Source organism: Mesorhizobium ciceri biovar biserrulae WSM1271 (assembly GCF_000185905.1).
GTDB lineage: Bacteria > Pseudomonadota > Alphaproteobacteria > Rhizobiales > Rhizobiaceae > Mesorhizobium > Mesorhizobium ciceri.
This window is the reverse complement of the sequence record NC_014923.1, coordinates 1,560,723-1,577,185: the sequence shown is the minus strand read 5'-3', so window position 1 is coordinate 1,577,185 and position 16,463 is coordinate 1,560,723. Positions and strand designations below refer to the sequence as shown.

Annotated in this window: 15 protein-coding genes; 8 read left to right on the top strand and 7 right to left on the bottom strand. The window is 62.2% G+C overall.

The annotated features are described in order from the left end of the window. Window positions 1-172 precede the first annotated feature (172 nt). Together cobS and MESCI_RS07555 are read right to left on the bottom strand one after the other, a co-directional pair. Window positions 173-1,159 (bottom strand): cobaltochelatase subunit CobS, encoded by a 987-nt coding sequence (cobS, locus tag MESCI_RS07560; protein WP_013529367.1) that lies wholly within the window; start codon window positions 1,157-1,159, stop codon window positions 173-175. A gap of 123 nt (window positions 1,160-1,282) precedes the next feature. Beyond that, window positions 1,283-1,912, bottom strand: a complete 630-nt coding sequence (locus tag MESCI_RS07555; protein ID WP_013529366.1) for a J domain-containing protein — start codon at window positions 1,910-1,912, stop codon at window positions 1,283-1,285. Between the two features lie 181 nt (window positions 1,913-2,093). Here MESCI_RS07555 and MESCI_RS07550 point away from each other — a divergent pair, with 181 nt between their 5' ends. Continuing rightward, window positions 2,094-2,396 (top strand): BolA family protein, encoded by a 303-nt coding sequence (locus tag MESCI_RS07550; protein ID WP_013529365.1) that lies wholly within the window; start codon window positions 2,094-2,096, stop codon window positions 2,394-2,396. Window positions 2,397-2,411: 15 nt separating this feature from the next. On the opposite strand, the gene MESCI_RS07545 is transcribed toward MESCI_RS07550, so the two are convergent. Beyond that, window positions 2,412-3,965 carry an acetolactate synthase large subunit gene (locus tag MESCI_RS07545; protein ID WP_013529364.1) on the bottom strand — a complete coding sequence of 518 codons (1,554 nt, stop codon included), beginning with the start codon at window positions 3,963-3,965 and terminating at the stop codon, window positions 2,412-2,414. Window positions 3,966-4,063: 98 nt separating this feature from the next. After that, window positions 4,064-4,870 (bottom strand): alpha/beta hydrolase, encoded by an 807-nt coding sequence (locus MESCI_RS07540; protein WP_013529363.1) that lies wholly within the window; start codon window positions 4,868-4,870, stop codon window positions 4,064-4,066. A 242-nt stretch (window positions 4,871-5,112) separates the two neighbouring features. Here MESCI_RS07540 and MESCI_RS07535 point away from each other — a divergent pair, with 242 nt between their 5' ends. From MESCI_RS07535 to MESCI_RS07525, 3 genes are read left to right on the top strand one after another with little or no spacing between them, the layout of a single operon-like run. After that, window positions 5,113-7,062: a PrkA family serine protein kinase gene (locus MESCI_RS07535; protein ID WP_013529362.1), complete on the top strand. Its 1,950-nt coding sequence runs from the start codon at window positions 5,113-5,115 to the stop codon at window positions 7,060-7,062. Between the two features lie 17 nt (window positions 7,063-7,079). Beyond that, window positions 7,080-8,390 (top strand): YeaH/YhbH family protein, encoded by a 1,311-nt coding sequence (locus MESCI_RS07530; RefSeq protein ID WP_013529361.1) that lies wholly within the window; start codon window positions 7,080-7,082, stop codon window positions 8,388-8,390. 8 nt (window positions 8,391-8,398) lie between these two features. Continuing rightward, complete coding sequence (locus tag MESCI_RS07525; RefSeq protein ID WP_013529360.1) at window positions 8,399-9,940, top strand: SpoVR family protein; 1,542 nt, start codon at window positions 8,399-8,401, stop codon at window positions 9,938-9,940. Between the two features lie 24 nt (window positions 9,941-9,964). Here MESCI_RS07525 and MESCI_RS07520 read toward each other — a convergent pair whose 3' ends face one another. From MESCI_RS07520 to MESCI_RS07510, 3 genes are read right to left on the bottom strand one after another with little or no spacing between them, the layout of a single operon-like run. Then, a complete protein-coding gene (locus MESCI_RS07520) occupies window positions 9,965-10,858 on the bottom strand; it encodes an HlyC/CorC family transporter (protein ID WP_013529359.1) in 894 nt (297 codons plus the stop codon). Beyond that, window positions 10,855-11,991, bottom strand: a complete 1,137-nt coding sequence (gene aroB, locus MESCI_RS07515; RefSeq protein WP_013529358.1) for a 3-dehydroquinate synthase — start codon at window positions 11,989-11,991, stop codon at window positions 10,855-10,857. The genes MESCI_RS07520 and aroB overlap by 4 nt, the downstream gene beginning before the upstream one ends. Then, window positions 11,988-12,599 carry a shikimate kinase gene (locus MESCI_RS07510; RefSeq protein WP_013529357.1) on the bottom strand — a complete coding sequence of 204 codons (612 nt, stop codon included), beginning with the start codon at window positions 12,597-12,599 and terminating at the stop codon, window positions 11,988-11,990. Before MESCI_RS07510 ends, aroB begins: the two co-directional genes overlap by 4 nt. 210 nt (window positions 12,600-12,809) lie before the next feature. Between MESCI_RS07510 and MESCI_RS07505 the strand changes: the two genes are divergently transcribed. The 4 genes from MESCI_RS07505 (at window position 12,810) to MESCI_RS07490 (ending at window position 16,463) form a co-directional block, all read left to right on the top strand. Next, a complete protein-coding gene (locus MESCI_RS07505; protein WP_013529356.1) occupies window positions 12,810-12,962 on the top strand; it encodes a hypothetical protein in 153 nt (50 codons plus the stop codon). Between the two features lie 17 nt (window positions 12,963-12,979). Then, window positions 12,980-13,897 carry a site-specific tyrosine recombinase XerD gene (locus MESCI_RS07500; protein WP_013529355.1) on the top strand — a complete coding sequence of 306 codons (918 nt, stop codon included), beginning with the start codon at window positions 12,980-12,982 and terminating at the stop codon, window positions 13,895-13,897. A gap of 99 nt (window positions 13,898-13,996) precedes the next feature. Continuing rightward, on the top strand, window positions 13,997-14,947 hold the full coding sequence (locus tag MESCI_RS07495) for an acetyl-CoA carboxylase carboxyltransferase subunit alpha (protein ID WP_013529354.1): 951 nt from the start codon (window positions 13,997-13,999) through the stop codon (window positions 14,945-14,947). Window positions 14,948-15,164: 217 nt separating this feature from the next. Continuing rightward, complete coding sequence (locus MESCI_RS07490; RefSeq protein ID WP_013529353.1) at window positions 15,165-16,463, top strand: L,D-transpeptidase family protein; 1,299 nt, start codon at window positions 15,165-15,167, stop codon at window positions 16,461-16,463.

Genomic DNA, 16,463 nt, shown 5'->3' with positions numbered 1-16,463 from the left:
AATCGACAGCGCCTATGATCACACGCGAGGATACTGGTGTCGCGCCGTGATACGTCCAAGTCTGCCCAGGTTTGAGTGGTTGGTTCTGGGCCATGGCTGCCTGACTGAGACCAAAGCAGAGGAATACAAGACTCCAGGGGAACGTCCGGTGGGTCGTTCCCATGGAGCGGTCTTAGCCCAGCACCACGTTGGCGGCGCTCTCGGGCAGATCCTCGCCGAAGGCGCGCTGGTAGAACTCGGCCACCACCGAACGCTCCAGTTCGTCGCACTTGTTGAGGAAGGTCAGCCGGAACGCCATGCCGATATTGCCGAATATCTCGGCATTCTCTGCCCAGGTGATCACCGTGCGCGGGCTCATCACGGTCGACAGATCGCCGTTGATGAAGGCCGAGCGCGTCATGTCGGCGACGCGCACCATCTTGTTGACGATGTCCTTGCCCTTGCCGTCGCGATAGTGCTTGGCCTTGGCCAGCACGATGGCGACTTCATTGTCGTGCGGCAAATAGTTCAGCGTGGTGACGATCGACCAGCGGTCCATCTGCGCCTGGTTGATCTGCTGGGTGCCGTGATAGAGGCCGGTGGTGTCGCCAAGGCCGACCGTGTTTGCGGTCGAGAACAGCCGGAAGGCCGGATGCGGGCGAATGACCCGGCTCTGGTCGAGCAGCGTCAGCCGGCCCGACGATTCCAGCACGCGCTGGATGACGAACATCACATCCGGACGGCCGGCATCGTACTCGTCGAAGCACAGCGCGACATTGTGCTGGTAGGCCCAGGGCAGGATGCCGTCGCGGAATTCGGTGATCTGCAAACCGTCCTTGACGACGATCGCGTCCTTGCCGACGAGATCGATACGGCTGACATGGCTGTCGAGGTTGACGCGCACGCAAGGCCAGTTGAGGCGGGCGGCGACCTGTTCGATATGGGTCGACTTGCCGGTGCCGTGATAACCCGACACCATGACGCGGCGGTTGTAGGCAAAGCCCGCAAGGATCGCCATCGTCGTGTTCTTGTCGAACAGATAGTCCGGATCGATGTCCGGCACATGCTCCGATGTCACCGAATAGGCCGGCACCACCATCTTGGACTCGAAGCCGAATTTCTCCTTCACCGACACCGTCGTGTCGGGCAGGTTGGCGATGTCACGATCGACCTTGTTCATATCTCTCAACGTCTCCACGGGCGAAACGTCTGATTTCGCCGGCAATCGATTTTGTCCGGGGGCGGTCTTAGAGCCTTTTCCAACCTTATGAAAGTTGGAAAACGACACGAACCGTATGGCCGCTCAGCACAGGCCCGCCTGTTTGAGCACGCGATAGGCCTGCAGCACATCGCGGAACCGGTCTTCCGAACCTCTGTCGCCACCATTCGCATCCGGATGGTGCAGTTTCACCAGTTCCTTATAGCGCGCCTTGATCTCCTTGCCAGTCGCCTTTGTATCAAGACCAAGCGTTTCCAGCGCCTTGGCCTCAAGCGGCTTGGCCTTGCGCTCGCGCGCCTCGCGCGGATCCTTCGGTCCCTTGAACAGGTCAAACGGGTCGCGCATGCGGTTATAGTAGCCGGCCCGGCCGGAACGCATCTGGGCCATATCGGGCGACGATCGCGTCGAGGCCCCGTTGGCCCCCATCTTCCAGGTCGGCCGGTGCCCGGTCATGGCTTCCTTCTGGAAGCGCGCGACCTCGGTGTCCGGCACGCCGGAAAAGTAGTTGAAGCCCTTGTTGTACTCGCGCACATGATCGAAGCAGAAGTGGAAATACTCGCCTTCCTTCATGCGCCCGACCGGCGCACGATGGGTGCCCGCTTCCTTGCAGCCGTCCCACTGGCAGATCGGCGAGTGCGACTTCAACTCCGCGTCCTTGTCGGGGCGGACGCGAATCTTCTCGAAATATTTGGGGTACGGCTTCATCTTACCCATTTATGGGGCGTTCGCAGATGCGAAACAAGAATTGACATTTTCGCGATCATCGCCCTAACCGCTGAATCGCGGCATAAAGCAGGCGAATGGCGGATTTTGTTGCGCGGCGGCGGCCCCTCGCGAAACCGATTTTCGGTTTCCAGGCCGAGATGCCAACGATATGTGGTGAAGGGAGATGGCGATGTCCATACAGGCGACCATGGAAGACAAGCTCAACAAGGCATTTTCGCCGGACAGGCTGGTTATCATCAACGAGAGCCATCTCCATGCCGGCCACCACCATCACGGCTCCGACCATCACGGCACTTACGACGGCACCGGCGAGACGCATTTTCGCGTCCGCGTCGTCGCTTCCGCCTTTGCCGGCATGAGCCGCATCGACCGTCACCGCGCCGTCAACGAACTGCTTGCCGACGAACTGAAGGCCGGCGTGCACGCGCTGGCGATCGAACCTGCGGCTCCCGGCGAAAAGACCCGCTGGTAGGTCGCTTCCCCGCGCTCAGAGCACCGCTTCGATGAGGAACGGCCCGCGCCGTGACAGCGCACTGTCCAGCAACGCGTCGAAGCGCTCGCACGTATCGGCGCGAGCCGCCTCCACGCCCATGCCTTTGGCCAGCGATACCCAGTCGAGCGAGGGATGGTCGAGGTCGAGCATGCGCCTGGCGTTCTCGCCGATGGCGCCGACGCCGACATTCTTCATCTCGCCATGCAGGATCGCATAGGTTCGGTTGGAAAACACGATCGTCACCACGTCGAGCTTTTCCCGCGCCTGCGTCCACAATCCCTGCACCGTGTACATGCCGCTGCCGTCGGCTTCGAGATTGACCACCTTGCGGTCGGGACAGGCGATTGCCGCCCCGGTCGCCATCGGGATGCCGCCACCGATCGATCCGCCCGTGCCCATCATGTAGTCGTGCGGCGCGGCAAAGGCCGACAGCGCGAAGAAACGCCTGGCCGAGGTGACCGCTTCATCGCAGACGATAGCATCGGCCGGCAGTTTGCGCGCCACCGAAAGTGCGACGGCATCTTCCGTCAGCTTGCCGTTCGGCGTTGCCTCGTCGGGAAAAGCGGCCGCCAGCACCTTGTGTTGCGACGGCTGGATGCCAAGTTCGTCGCGAAGCGCCTCCAGCGCCGCATGCAGATCGTCGCCATGGGCGGCCAATGTCAGCACCTCGCAGCCTTCCCGGACAAGCCGTCCCGGTTTTCCCGGATAGGCGAAGAAGGCAACCGGCTCCTTTGCGCCGACCAGGATCAGAACATCGACGTCGCTCAGCACAGCCATCGCCGCATCGACCGGATAGGGGATGCGGATCGGCGCGGCACGCCCGCGCCCGCGTTGCATCCGTGCGATCAGAACCTCGCCGAACAGCCGGACGTCGCTGCCCGCCGAGATCTGCCCGGCGATGGCAAGCGCATCGGCGCGAGCGGCCTTTCCGCGAACGATCATGCCGGCCCGGCCCGGAGCGGCACGGATCGCCGCGGCGACCTTGCGTACCGCGTCCATATCGACGGCCGGCGCTGGCACCAGCCTCACCTTGCCGGGCAAAACCGCCTCGACTTCGCCCCAGGCGGCATCCGCCGGCAGGATCAGGGTCGCGACGCCGGGTGGTGTCAGCGAGGCGCGAAAGGCCGCTTCAGCTGCCGGCACGACATCGGCCGGACCCTTGACGCGGCCGACCCAGTTGGACATCGGCGCCGCAAGGCTCTCGATATCGCTGGTGAGTGGGGCATCGAGCGGCAGATGGTAAGAGGCGTGGTCGCCGACGATGTTGATCATCGGGCTGAAGGCACGCCGGGCATTGTGCATGTTGGCCAGCCCATTGGCCAGGCCGGGACCGGTATGCAGCAGCGTCGCGGCCGGCCGATCGGTCATCCGCGCATAGCCATCGGCGGCACCCGTCACGACGCCTTCGAACAGCCCGAGCACGCAACGCATTTTCGGCTTGCGGTCAAGCGCTGCAACGAAGTGCATTTCGGAGGTGCCGGGATTGGCGAAGCAGACCGTCACATCATTGGCCAGAAGCACGTCACACAGGACATCGGCGCCGTTCATGCAATTCCCTCCCGCTCAAGATCGCAGAGCAGTTGCACCCGCGAGCACCTGCAGCAATGTCTTGCCGCTACTTTTGATCTAATCCAGTGCCGTAAAGATCAGCCAACCGTCGATTTCAGGAATGCCAGCGCGGCCGCGGTCAGCGCGTCGCCGTCCTCGCCGAAATCGCGATTGATCGACATATGCGTATAGGCGCTGCCGTCGAACAGCGTAACCTTGGTGCCCGTCGAGCGCAGGCGCTCGGCAAAGGCCTTGGAGTCCTCGCTCCGGCCCGATGCCCGCGAATAGGCGATGAAAGTCGGCGGGTGCTTGCGGCCGTCGACATAGCTGGCCGGCGAAAGTGCCGCCCATTGCGCGGGATCGGAAAAGACGCGGGCATAGGCCCGGACCATACCGCCATTTTTGGCAAGTGCTGCAAGATCATAGGCCCTGGTGTCGTCGAGGATGAGCGCGGCTATGCCCGGCAATCCGCCGCGCATGCCGGTCAGCGCAACCAGATGGCAGCCGGCCGAATGGCCCATGCCGACGATGCGGTTGGGATCGCCGCCATGCCGGGCGATGTTGGCCCTGATGTAGGCATAGGCCTTTTCGACGTCACCAGCCTGGGTGGCGACATTGGCCTGCGGCAGCATGCGGTAATCAATGGAGACGAAGCAGAAGCCGTTGGCGAGCAGGAAGGCCGGTTTGGCGTCCACCTGACTGCGTTTGCCAAACTGCCAGGTGCCGCCATGAACGAAAAACACGACCGGCAGGCCGATTGCACCATCGGGCGCGTAGATGTCGAGCTTGGCCGGCCCGTAGTCGAAGGTTTCTGGCGTGGGCCGGCGTGTTTTCCACGCGGCCGACGCTTCCAACGGCAGCATCGCCGCCATGGAGGCCATGATCAGGCTTCGTCGATCGATCATCATTGTCTCCTGGCAAAGCAAGACTGCACGCGGCCGCCCCAGCCGTCCAGTCAGGGGTTCGCAACACACCCGCTACCCGCGCTGAATACGGCTCCGCAACGAGCGCTTTGGTCTCGCGGAGTAGCCTCAATCCTTAAGATCGCGGCCACCTCTTCACATGAAGGGAACAAACGGTGCCCCCCGGCAGTTGAATGCGTGGTGAGCCGAATGGAAGCCACAGCGGCTCCGAGGGCAAAAGCATCATGCGAGAGAACCAGTCTGACGTCTTCGATCTCTTTTCGGAAATTTACACCAACGCGGCGCAGGAAGAGATCAGCATCCAGCAATATCTCCTTGCCTGCCGCGAGGACAAGTCGATGTATGCCTCGGCGCCTGAACGGATGGTCGAGGCGATCGGCGAGCCGAACCTGGTCGACACCAGCAAGGATGAGCGGCTCGGCCGTATTTTCTCCAACCGGACCCTGAAAGTGTACCCCTCCTTCGCCGATTTCTACGGCATGGAGGATACAATCGAGCGCATCGCCGGCTATTTTCGCTATGCGTCCCAGGGGCTCGAGGAGCGCAAGCAAATCCTCTATTTGCTCGGCCCGGTGGGCGGCGGCAAATCCTCCCTTGCCGAGCGGCTGAAGAAGTTGATGGAACAGCGCCCGATCTACACGCTGAAGGTCGGCAACCAGGTCAGCCCGGTTTTCGAATCGCCGCTTGGCCTTTTCCATCCCGATCGCATGGGCGACCTGCTGGAGGATAAATACGGCATTGCCCGGCGCCGCTTGAATGGGCTCATTTCGCCATGGGCGGCCAAGCGCCTCGACGAACTTTCCGGCGACATTTCCAAGTTCAGCGTCGTCAAGCTGATGCCGTCGCGACTGCGCCAGATCGGCATCGCCAAGACCGAGCCCGGCGACGAGAACAATCAGGACGTCTCGGCCCTGGTCGGCAAGGTGGACATCCGGCAATTGGAAAACTTCAGCCAGTCCGATCCGGACGCCTATTCCTATAGCGGTGGACTGAACCGGACCACCCAGGGCCTGCTTGAATTCGTCGAAATGTTCAAGGCGCCTATCAAGGTCCTGCATCCGCTGCTGACGGCTACCCAGGAAGGCAGCTACAACGGCACCGAAAATTTCGGCGCCTTTCCCTACCAGGGGATCATCGTGGCCCATTCCAACGAGTCGGAATGGCTGCAGTTCAAGAACAACAAGAACAATGAGGCTTTTCTCGATCGCATCCTCGTCGTCAAGGTGCCGTATTGCCTGCGGATAACCGAAGAGCGGCAGATCTACGAGAAACTGTTGCGGGAGAGCGAATTGGCCGCCAGTCCCTGCGCTCCAGAGGTGCTGGACATCCTCAGCCGGTTTACCGTCTCGACCCGCTTGGCCGAGCACGACAATTCGCCGCTCTACACCAAGATGCGCGCCTATGATGGCGAGAACCTCAAGGAAGTCGACCCCAAGGCAAAGTCGGTTCAGGAATATCGGGACGCCGCCGGCGTCGATGAGGGCATGGCAGGCGTCAGCACGCGCTTTGCCTTCAAGATCCTGTCGCAGACCTTCAACTACGACACCGAAGAGGTGGCCGCCGACCCCGTGCATCTCATGTACATCCTGGAGGAGGCAATCAAGCGCGAACAGTTTCCGAAGGAGACGGAAGCCGCCTATCTGGAGTTCATCAAGTCCGAGCTGGCCGCGCGGTATGCCGAATTCATCGGCCATGAGATCCAGAAAGCCTATCTGGAATCCTACAGCGAGTACGGCCAGAACCTTTTCGACCGCTACATCGCCTATGCCGACGCTTGGATCGAAGACCAGGACTACAAGGATCCCGACACAGGCCAGATCCTCAACCGCGAGGTTTTGGACAACGAGCTTTCACAGGTCGAAAAACCGGCCGGCATCGCCAATCCCAAGGACTTCCGCAATGAGGTGGTGAAATTCACCCTGCGCGCCCGTGCAAGAAACCATGGCCGCAACCCGGCGTGGACAAGTTACGAAAAGCTGCGGGAAGTCATCGAAAAACGCATGTTCGGCCAGGTCGAGGACCTCCTGCCGGTGATCAGTTTCGGCTCCAAGCAGGACAGTGTCACGGAAAAGCGGCACAATGAATTCGTGCAGCGGATGGTCGAGCGCGGCTACACCGAGCGGCAGGTGCGTCGCCTTGTGGACTGGTACATGCGGGTGAACAGGGCGGGTTAGAGAACCCGGATGGTTCCATGCCGATCTTCATCGACCGCCGCCTGAACCCGAAAGACAAAAGCCTCGGCAATCGCCAGCGCTTCCTGCGACGCGCGCGCGAGGAATTGAAACGCAGCATACGCGATCAGATCCGCACCGGCAGGATCACCGACGCGGATTCCGAGCATGCCGTGCGCATGCCCGAAAGAGGCACAAGCGAGCCGAGCTTCAACAACGCCCGCGACAGCGGCAGGCGCCAGCACATCTTGCCGGGCAACAGGCATTTCTCCGCTGGAGACCTGATCCCCAAGCCCGGCGGGGGCGGCGGGGGAGCATCGTCGCCGGGAAACAAGGCATCTGAAGACGACTTTCGTTTCGTGCTGTCGCGCGAGGAAGTGCTCGATCTTTTCTTCGAGGATCTCGAGCTCCCGGACATGGTCAAGCTCAACCTCAAGGAGATCCTTGCCTTCAAGCCGCGCAGAGCCGGCTTCGCCGCCACAGGTTCGCCGACCAACATCAATGTTGGCCGCACGATGCGCAACAGCCACGGCCGCCGCATTGCGCTGAGGCGCCCCAAGCAGGTCGAACTGGATGCGATCCTCGAGGAAATCGCCTCGCTCGAGTCGACGCCATCCAGCGCCGACGCGCGCCAGCGTATTGCGGCATTGCGCGAAGAACTCGACCGGCTGGAACGCCGCCGCCGCCGGATTGCCTATGTCGATCCGGTCGACATCCGCTTCAACCGCTTCGATTCCCGGCCGGTGCCGAACGCCAATGCCGTCATGTTCTGTCTTATGGACGTGTCCGGGTCCATGGGCGAGCGCGAGAAGGATCTGGCCAAGCGCTTCTTCGTCTTGCTGCACCTGTTCTTGAAACGGCGCTACGACCGCATCGAGATTGTCTTCATCCGCCACACGCACCTGGCTCAGGAGGTCGACGAGGAAACATTTTTCTACAACACCCAAAGCGGCGGCACCGTCGTTTCCACCGCGCTGGAGGAAATGCACCGTATTATCACCAGCCGCTACCCGGCCCATGACTGGAACATCTATGCCGCCCAGGCCTCGGACGGCGACAATTTCGCCGGCGATTCGGAGCGATGCATTTCGCTGCTCAATGGCGAGCTCATGCGGCTGTGCCAGTATTTTGCGTATGTCGAGATCATCGACGAGCGTGAAGCTCATATTTTCGGCTCGACAGAAAACGGGACATCGCTGTGGCGTGCCTACAACTCCATCGACCAGAAATGGCCGAACTTCCAGATGAGCCGCATCGCCACACCCGCCGATATCTATCCGGTTTTTCGCCAGCTCTTCGGCAGGCAGCCGGCCGCCCTCAAGAGGGCATGAGGTTCCCGATGGCCAGACAAGCGAGCAAATCCAGCCTGCTTTTTTCAGGGTCCGACTGGGATTTCAAAACATTGTCGCGGGCCTATGACGCTATCGAGGCACTTGCGGTCGAAGAGCTTCATCTGGACACCTATCCCGTTCAGATGGAGATCATCTCGTCGCAGCAGATGCTCGACGCCTATTCGTCCATCGGCATGCCATTGATGTACCGTCACTGGTCTTTCGGCAAACATTTCCTCCACCAGGATCTGCTCTATCGCAAGGGCGGGCGGGGGCTTGCCTATGAACTGGTCATCAATTCCAATCCCTGCATCGTCTATCTGATGGAGGAAAACACCATGGCCCTGCAGGCCCTGGTGACGGCCCACGCAGCGCTCGGGCACAATCATTTCTTCAAGAACAATCAGCTGTTCAAACAGTGGACGGATGCGGGTGCGATCCTCAGCTACCTGGACTTCGCCAAGGGCTACATAGTCCGCTGCGAGGAGCGGCACGGCCTCGCCGCCGTCGAGGCTGTTCTCGATTCCGCCCACGCGCTGATGGATCAGGGCGTGTTTCGCTATCACCGGCCGCCGAGGTTGTCGTCGGAACGGCAACGCGAAGGAATTCGCGAGCGTCTCGAATACGAGGAGCGCTCCTACAACGACTTGTGGCGTACGCTGCCGGCCTCGCAGCAAGCGGCCAACGACAAGGGCCAGGACCCAGAGTGGAAGAAATCGCTCAATCTGCCCGAGGAAAACCTGCTCTATTTCCTGGAAAAGAACAGCCCAGTCCTGGAGCCCTGGCAGCGCGAGATCATCAGGATCGTTCGTGTCATCGCGCAATATTTTTACCCGCAACGGCAGACACAGGTGATGAACGAAGGTTGTGCCACTTTCGTGCACTATACGCTGATGAACATGCTGTTCGACCGCGGCCAGATCAGCGAAGGAGCCATGCTCGAAATCCTGCGCAATCATTCCAACGTGGTCTTCCAGCCGGCCTTCGACGATCCGCGTTTTTCAGGCATCAACCCCTATGCTCTCGGCCTCGACATGATGCAGGACATTCAGCGCATCTCGACCAAACCCACGGCCGAGGACCGCGATTGGTTCCCCGACATGGCCGGCCAGGGCAACTGGCGCGAGGTCCTGCTGGACGCCTGGGCCGAGCATCGCGACGAATCCTTCATCCGCCAGTACCTCAGCCCGGCCTTGATCCGGAAATGGCGGTTTTTTGTGCTCGGCGACGCTGCCGACCAGCCGCATTGCCTGGTCGCGTCCATCCACGATGAGCGCGGCTACGCCAAGATACGCGCCGCGCTCGCCAACAGTTATGATCTCGGCGCGAACCGGCCGGACATTCAGGTGGTGGATGTCGATCTGCTCGGCGACCGCCATTTGCGGCTGCAGCACAAGGTCAATGACGGCATCCTTCTCGAGGATGCCAGCCGCGACGCCACGCTTCGTCACATCCGCAGGCTTTGGGGTTATGAAGTCAGCCTGGCGGCCATGGATGCCGAGACCGGCGCGACGATCCACGAACGCTCGACGAGCCAGATCGCGGGATGACGGCACCCGGTCTCCCGGCGCACATCAGGCGTCGCCGGCTGGCCTGATCCTCAGCCTTGCGATCCGGTTCTTGTCGCGTTTCATGACGATGAAGCGCTTGCCGTGGAACGTAAAAGCCTGCTTCTCCTCGGGGATCGATTGCGTCTCGTGGATGACGAGGCCGGCAATGGTGGTTGCCTCCTCATCCGGCAGGTTCCAGTCGAGAGCCCGGTTGAGGTCACGGATCGGCACCGTACCGTCGACGACCACGGAGCCGTCGGCCTCCTGCTTGACGCCCTGTATGTCGACATCGTGCTCGTCGGCGATCTCGCCGACGATCTCCTCGATAATGTCCTCCAGCGTCACCAGCCCTTCGACCTCGCCATATTCGTCGACGACGACGGCGAAATGCGCCTTGCGGCGAAGGAAGGCGTTGAGCTGTTCCTGCAAGGTCGTGGTGTCGGGCACGAACCAGGGTTTCGAAGCGATCTTCATCACGTCGATCCTGGAGAAATCGTTGCCGACTTCGTTCAAGGCGCGCAGCAGATCCTTTGCATGCAGCACGCCGACGATGTTGTCGAGCGAGCCTTTCCACAGCGGCATGCGGGTGTGCGGGCTTTGCAAAATCTCGCGCACCACCGCTTCCGGCGCATTGTCGGCATTGACCGAGCGCATGTTGGTGCGGTGGACCATGATGTCGGAGACTTCGAGCTCGGCGAGATCGAACAGGCCGCCGACGCGGTCGCGATCCTCGCGCACCACCTGGCCGTCGCGGCGGAAATCGTCGACCGCGCCGCGCAATTCGTCCTGGCTGGAGCGCTGCGGCTCGATGCGCGAAAGCTCGTACCCGAACATGGCAAGCAGGCGCGTGCGCACGGCAACGAGCAGCACGATGAGGATGGCAAGGACGGCGACAACGATCCAGCCGGGCTCGTTCATCTCCGGTCGCTTTCCTTTGGGTGGTTCTCCCTCAGAAACGACAGCACTTCCGATGCCGGAACATCCTTGGCAATGAAAGCCTGGCCGACGCCGCGCGTCAGGATGAAGGTCAGCGCGCCGCGCGACACCTTCTTGTCCTGGGTGATGAAGGCAAGCAGCGCCTCGGCGTCAGGCAGATCGCCCGGGATGTCGGCTATTCGCCAGGGCAGGCCGACGGCGCGCAGATGCGCCTCGACGCGCGCGGCATCGTCGGGGCTGGCCAGATTGAGCCGCGACGAGAACCGGTAGGCCAGCGCCATGCCGATGGCGACCCCTTCGCCATGGACGAGGCGGCTTCCGTCATATTGGGTGGCGGCTTCCAGCGCGTGGCCGAATGTGTGGCCGAGATTGAGCAGCGCGCGGTCGCCGGTCTCGAACTCGTCACGCGCAACCACGTCGGCCTTGGCGCGGCAGGCTTCGGCAATCGCCTGCGCCCTCTCCGGCCCGCCGGCAAAAACCTGGACCCAATTCTTTTCCAGCCAGGCGAAAAATTCCGGCCGGTCGATGAGCCCGTATTTGGCGAGCTCGGCATAGCCGGCGCGGAATTCCCGGATCGGCAGCGTGTCGAGCACCCCTGTGTCGGCCAACACCAGTTTCGGCTGATGGAAGACGCCGACAAGATTCTTGCCGCGTGGGCTGTTGATGCCGGTCTTGCCGCCGACCGAGGAATCGACCTGCGCCAGCAGCGAGGTCGGAATCTGCACGAAATTCATGCCGCGCCGCACGATGCCGGCGGCAAAGCCGGCAAGGTCGCCGATAACGCCGCCGCCGAAGGCGATGACGATGTCGCCGCGCTCCAGTTTCGCAGCCAGCACACCGTCGACCACCTCTTCGAGGTGGGCAAAACTCTTGGTCTTCTCGCCAGGCGGCAGGGTGATCACTGCGGTCTGGATGCCACCCGTTTCGAGGCTGGCCTTCAGCGCACCGAGATGCGCTGCAGCGACATTGGCGTCGGTGACGACCGCGGCGCGTGTGCCCGGCAGCCGGCGCGCAATCTCGGCACCCGCGCGGGCCAACAACCCCGAGCCGATCAGAATGTCGTAGGTCCGGTCGCCAAGGCCTACTTCGACGACAACGGGTGCCTCGATGCTCACTGTTCCACCTCGCCCGTCGCAGCCGCCTGATCAATGCCGAAATGCCGGCACAGCGCGTCCACCACCTCGGTAGCGATGACTTCCTTGCGGTCGTCGCGGGTCGGCACTGTGACGTCCGATGTCGCGTAGACCGGATAGCGCTCGCCCATCAGCCGCTCCAGCACGGCGCGCGGGTCGGCGCTTTTCAGGAGCGGCCGGTTCTGTTTCTTGGCGACGCGATCCATCAGAAGGTCGAGTTCGGCCTTCAGCCACACCGAGACGCCGTGCGCTGCAATCGCCTCGCGAGTCTGCGCATTCATGAAGGCGCCGCCGCCGGTCGACAGCACCTGCGGGCCGTTTTCCAGCACGCGCAGGATGACGCGCTGCTCCAGCGCCCTGAATTCGGTCTCGCCGTAGCGCTCGAACAGTTCCGGAACGGTCATGCGCGAGACGCTTTCGATCTCCTGGTCGCTGTCTATGAAGGGCAGCGCCAGCATCGTCGCCACCTTGCGGCCGATCGCCGTCTTGCCGGCGCCCATCAGTCCGACGAAGACGACGGAACGGCTGCCCAGCCTGCCGAGCAACGCGGCGTGGTTCTCGTCTGGAGGATTTGCTGGCAGCGCGTTCATCGGATGTTTCGAAGGCCCTCTTTGCCGGCGTATCGACATGAAAAGCCCGTTTGCGTCAAGCGTGGCAAGTGCCTTGAACCCGATATGGACTGGCAGGGTCTGCATCAGAAGTTGCTAACAGGCCCCAGCTTCTTCCTTGAATTGGCCGGATTGGCGTCCCATAAGGGGACAGGGTTTGGAAACGCAGAACAAGAAGACGGGCGAAAATTGATGCCGACACTGTTTCGCTTTGTCGTGGTAACGGCGATTCTGGCTGGCATTGCCTATGGTACGATGTTCGCACTGGTGATGTTCGTCGAGCCAAAGAAGGGGGAAATGAGCGTGCGCATCCCTCCGGAAAAGCTCAATCCCAAGAAAAGCTGAATGACAAGACAGGCTGAATGAACAGCGCCGCCCGCATCGAAGCCTTTCTGGAAATGATGAGCGCCGAGCGGGGCGCGGCAGAAAACACGCTTTCCTCCTACCGCCGCGACCTCGAGGACGCTTCCGGCGCGATCGATGGCGGGCTGGCCGGTGCCGCCGCCGCCGATATCCGCGCCTATCTCGACGACATTGCCGCCCGCGGCTTTGCCGCCACGTCGCAGGCGCGCAAACTGTCGGCGATCCGCCAGTTCTTCAAATTCCTCTACGCCGAAGGCCTGCGCGGCGATGACCCGACCGGCACGCTGGACAGCCCGAAAAAGGGCCGCCCGCTGCCCAAGACGATGAGCGAGGCCGACACCGGCCGGCTGATCGACCGTGCAGCAATTGAAGCCGGCGATGTCTCGTCGGGCGATGGGGACAGCCTGGCATCACTGCGCCTGCATGCGCTGGTCGAGGTGCTTTACGCCACCGGCCTGCGCGTTTCCGAGCTGGTCGGCTTGCCGGTGACGGTGGCGCAACGCGACGACCGCTTCTTCATGGTGCGCGGCAAGGGCGACAAGGAGCGCATGGTGCCGCTCTCCGCCAAGGCACGCGCGGCGATGAAGACCTGGCTTGCCGCCCGCGCCAAGGTGCCAGCCTTCGCCGACAGTCCGTTCCTGTTTCCGGCCGCCTCGGACAGCGGCTATCTCTCGCGCCAGGTCTTCGCGCGTGACCTGAAAGGGCTGGCGGCAAGGGCCGGCATTGCCTCGGCGAAGATCTCGCCGCACGTGCTGCGCCATGCTTTCGCCAGCCATCTCCTGCAGAACGGCGCCGATCTGCGGGCCGTGCAGCAATTGCTTGGCCATGCCGACATATCGACGACACAGATTTACACCCATGTGCTGGAAGAGCGGCTGGTGCGGCTGGTCAACGATCATCATCCGCTTGCCGACTAGGCCTCATATCGCTATGTGAGGACGACATTTCACCGCCCGGAGCCTTAGATTCAAGGGTTCCGTCAGCCACTGCCTTCCGACGTATCGGTCCGCTCACGCATGTATAATTACCTCGATTTCGAAAAGCCGGTGCAGGACCTCGAGGGCAAGATCCTCGAGCTGAAGAAGCTTGCCGAGAATGGCGAGGCGGTCGATGTCGGCGACGAGATCAACCGTCTCGAGAAGCGCTCCCGCGACGCATTGCGCGATGCCTACAAGGCGCTGACGCCTTGGCAGAAGGTGCAGGTGGCGCGCCATCCCGACAGGCCGCATTGCGTCGACTACATCAAGGGCCTGTTCACCGATTTCACGCCGCTGGCCGGCGACCGCAATTTCGGTGAGGACCAGGCGATCGTCGGCGGTTTCGCCCGTTTCCGCGGCGAACCCATTGCCATCATCGGCCAGGAAAAAGGTTCCGACACAGCCAGCCGCCTGAAGCACAATTTCGGCTCGGTTCGGCCGGAGGGCTACCGCAAGGCGGTACGGCTGATGGAACTGGCCGACCGCTTCAAGATCCCGCTCCTGACGCTGGTCGACACGGCCGGCGCCTATCCCGGAGTCAACGCCGAGGAGCGCGGCCAGGCGGAGGCTATCGCCCGTTCAACCTCGACCTGTCTTGGCCTGAAAGTACCGTCGATCTCGGTGATCATCGGCGAAGGCGGTTCGGGCGGCGCCATTGCCATCGCCACCGCCAACCGCGTCTACATGCTCGAACACGCCATCTATTCGGTGATTTCGCCGGAAGGTGCCGCCTCGATCCTGTGGCGCGACACGACACGATCGAAGGACGCGGCGACCAACATGAAGATCACCGCGCAGGATCTTCTGGAACTGAAGATCATCGACGCCATCATCCCCGAGCCGCTCGGCGGTGCGCATCGCGGCGCCGAAACCGTGATCGCCGCGACCGGAGACCTCATCGCCAGGACGATGAAGGACTTCGCCGGCGCCAACACCGATTTCCGCGAACAGCGCCGCGAAAAATACCTGGCCATGGGCCGCAGTCTCTGACCACAGGCACCCTTGGCCGCAACAATGTGGCGGAGCGGAGCATTTTTGCCACAAAAATGCCGCTGCATTCGGCTCAATGAGACTGCCGCAGGGGGATGCGTCGGCACTTGCGGTAAGGAATTTATTAGGGTTAACGGGCTTAGGGTCCGTCGATGCGCAGTGTAGCAGCCGGGGCAGGAAACGTCCTGGCGCCAGAGAAAAGACGATATCCGTAGCCATGTTTGTCAAGCTTGCCCGCACCGGAATCCTGATCGCTGCCCTCGGCGTTGCCGGCTGCAACAATTCGTCGATGAAGGATTTTGCCCCGGAGGCCAACAAGCCGCTGCCCGACAAGATCCTCGCCGACATGAGGGCCAAGGGCATGGTCCGCACCTCGTCGGTGATGGCCCGCATCTTCAAGGAAGAAGGCAAGCTCGAGATCTGGAAGGCCAAGACCAACGGCCGCTATGACATGGTCGCCAGCTACGACATCTGCAAATGGTCGGGCAAGCTCGGGCCGAAATACACCGAAGGCGACCGCCAGGCGCCGGAAGGCTTCTACACGGTGCGCCCGGCGCAGATGAATCCGCGCTCGAACTACCATCTGTCCTTCAACATCGGCTATCCCAACGCCTATGACCGCGCCAACGGCCGCACCGGCTCCAATTTGATGGTGCACGGCGCCTGTTCATCGTCGGGCTGCTATTCGATGACCGATGCGCAGATCGAGCAGATCTATGCCTTCGGCCGCGATGCTTTCCAGGGCGGCCAGACCGAGTTCCAGATCCAGGCGTTTCCGTTCCGCATGACCGCCGCCAACATGGCGCGCTACCGCAACGACCCGAATTACGACTTCTGGAAGATGCTCAAGGTCGGCTACGACAATTTCGAGATCACCAAGGTGCCGCCGAAGGTCGATGTCTGCGAGAAGCGTTATGTCTTCAACCAGGTAGCCGCCGACGGTCAGACATTCGATCCGACTGGCGCCTGCCCGGCGACGACGCAGCCTGATTCGCTGAAGAGCGCCTACAATTCCTACATGAGCACCTATGACGCGGCGTTCAGCGGCGCGGTCAAGGCCAGCGTGCCGGCGCCCAAGCCGACCATCGCCGGTATCAAGGAAGCCAGCATCGTCTCCGACTGGTCCAAGCGCCGCGCACGCGGCGAACGCGTACCGATCGATCCGCCGTCGCTCAACAATGACGGCTCGGTCACCGAGACGGCACGCATGGGCCGCATCGATTCGCCCGCCGGCCGCAAGATGGCGGCTCTTGATGCCGAAAAAGCTGCCAAGCAGAAGGCCGAGGAGCAGAGGCTGGCTGCCATTGAGGCGGCCAAGCAAGCCAAGGAAGCCGCCAAGGCCCAGGCTCTGGCCGAAAAGGAGGCCGAGAAGGCCGCCAAGGAGGCCCCAGTCGCCACCGCGACCATCGCGGCCCCTTCGGAAGCGGCGCCAATGGCTGAAACGCAAGCGGCGAGTGCCGACGAAAGCCGGGTGACGAAGCTGAAGAACAAGCTGCTCGGCATGTTCGGCGGTTGA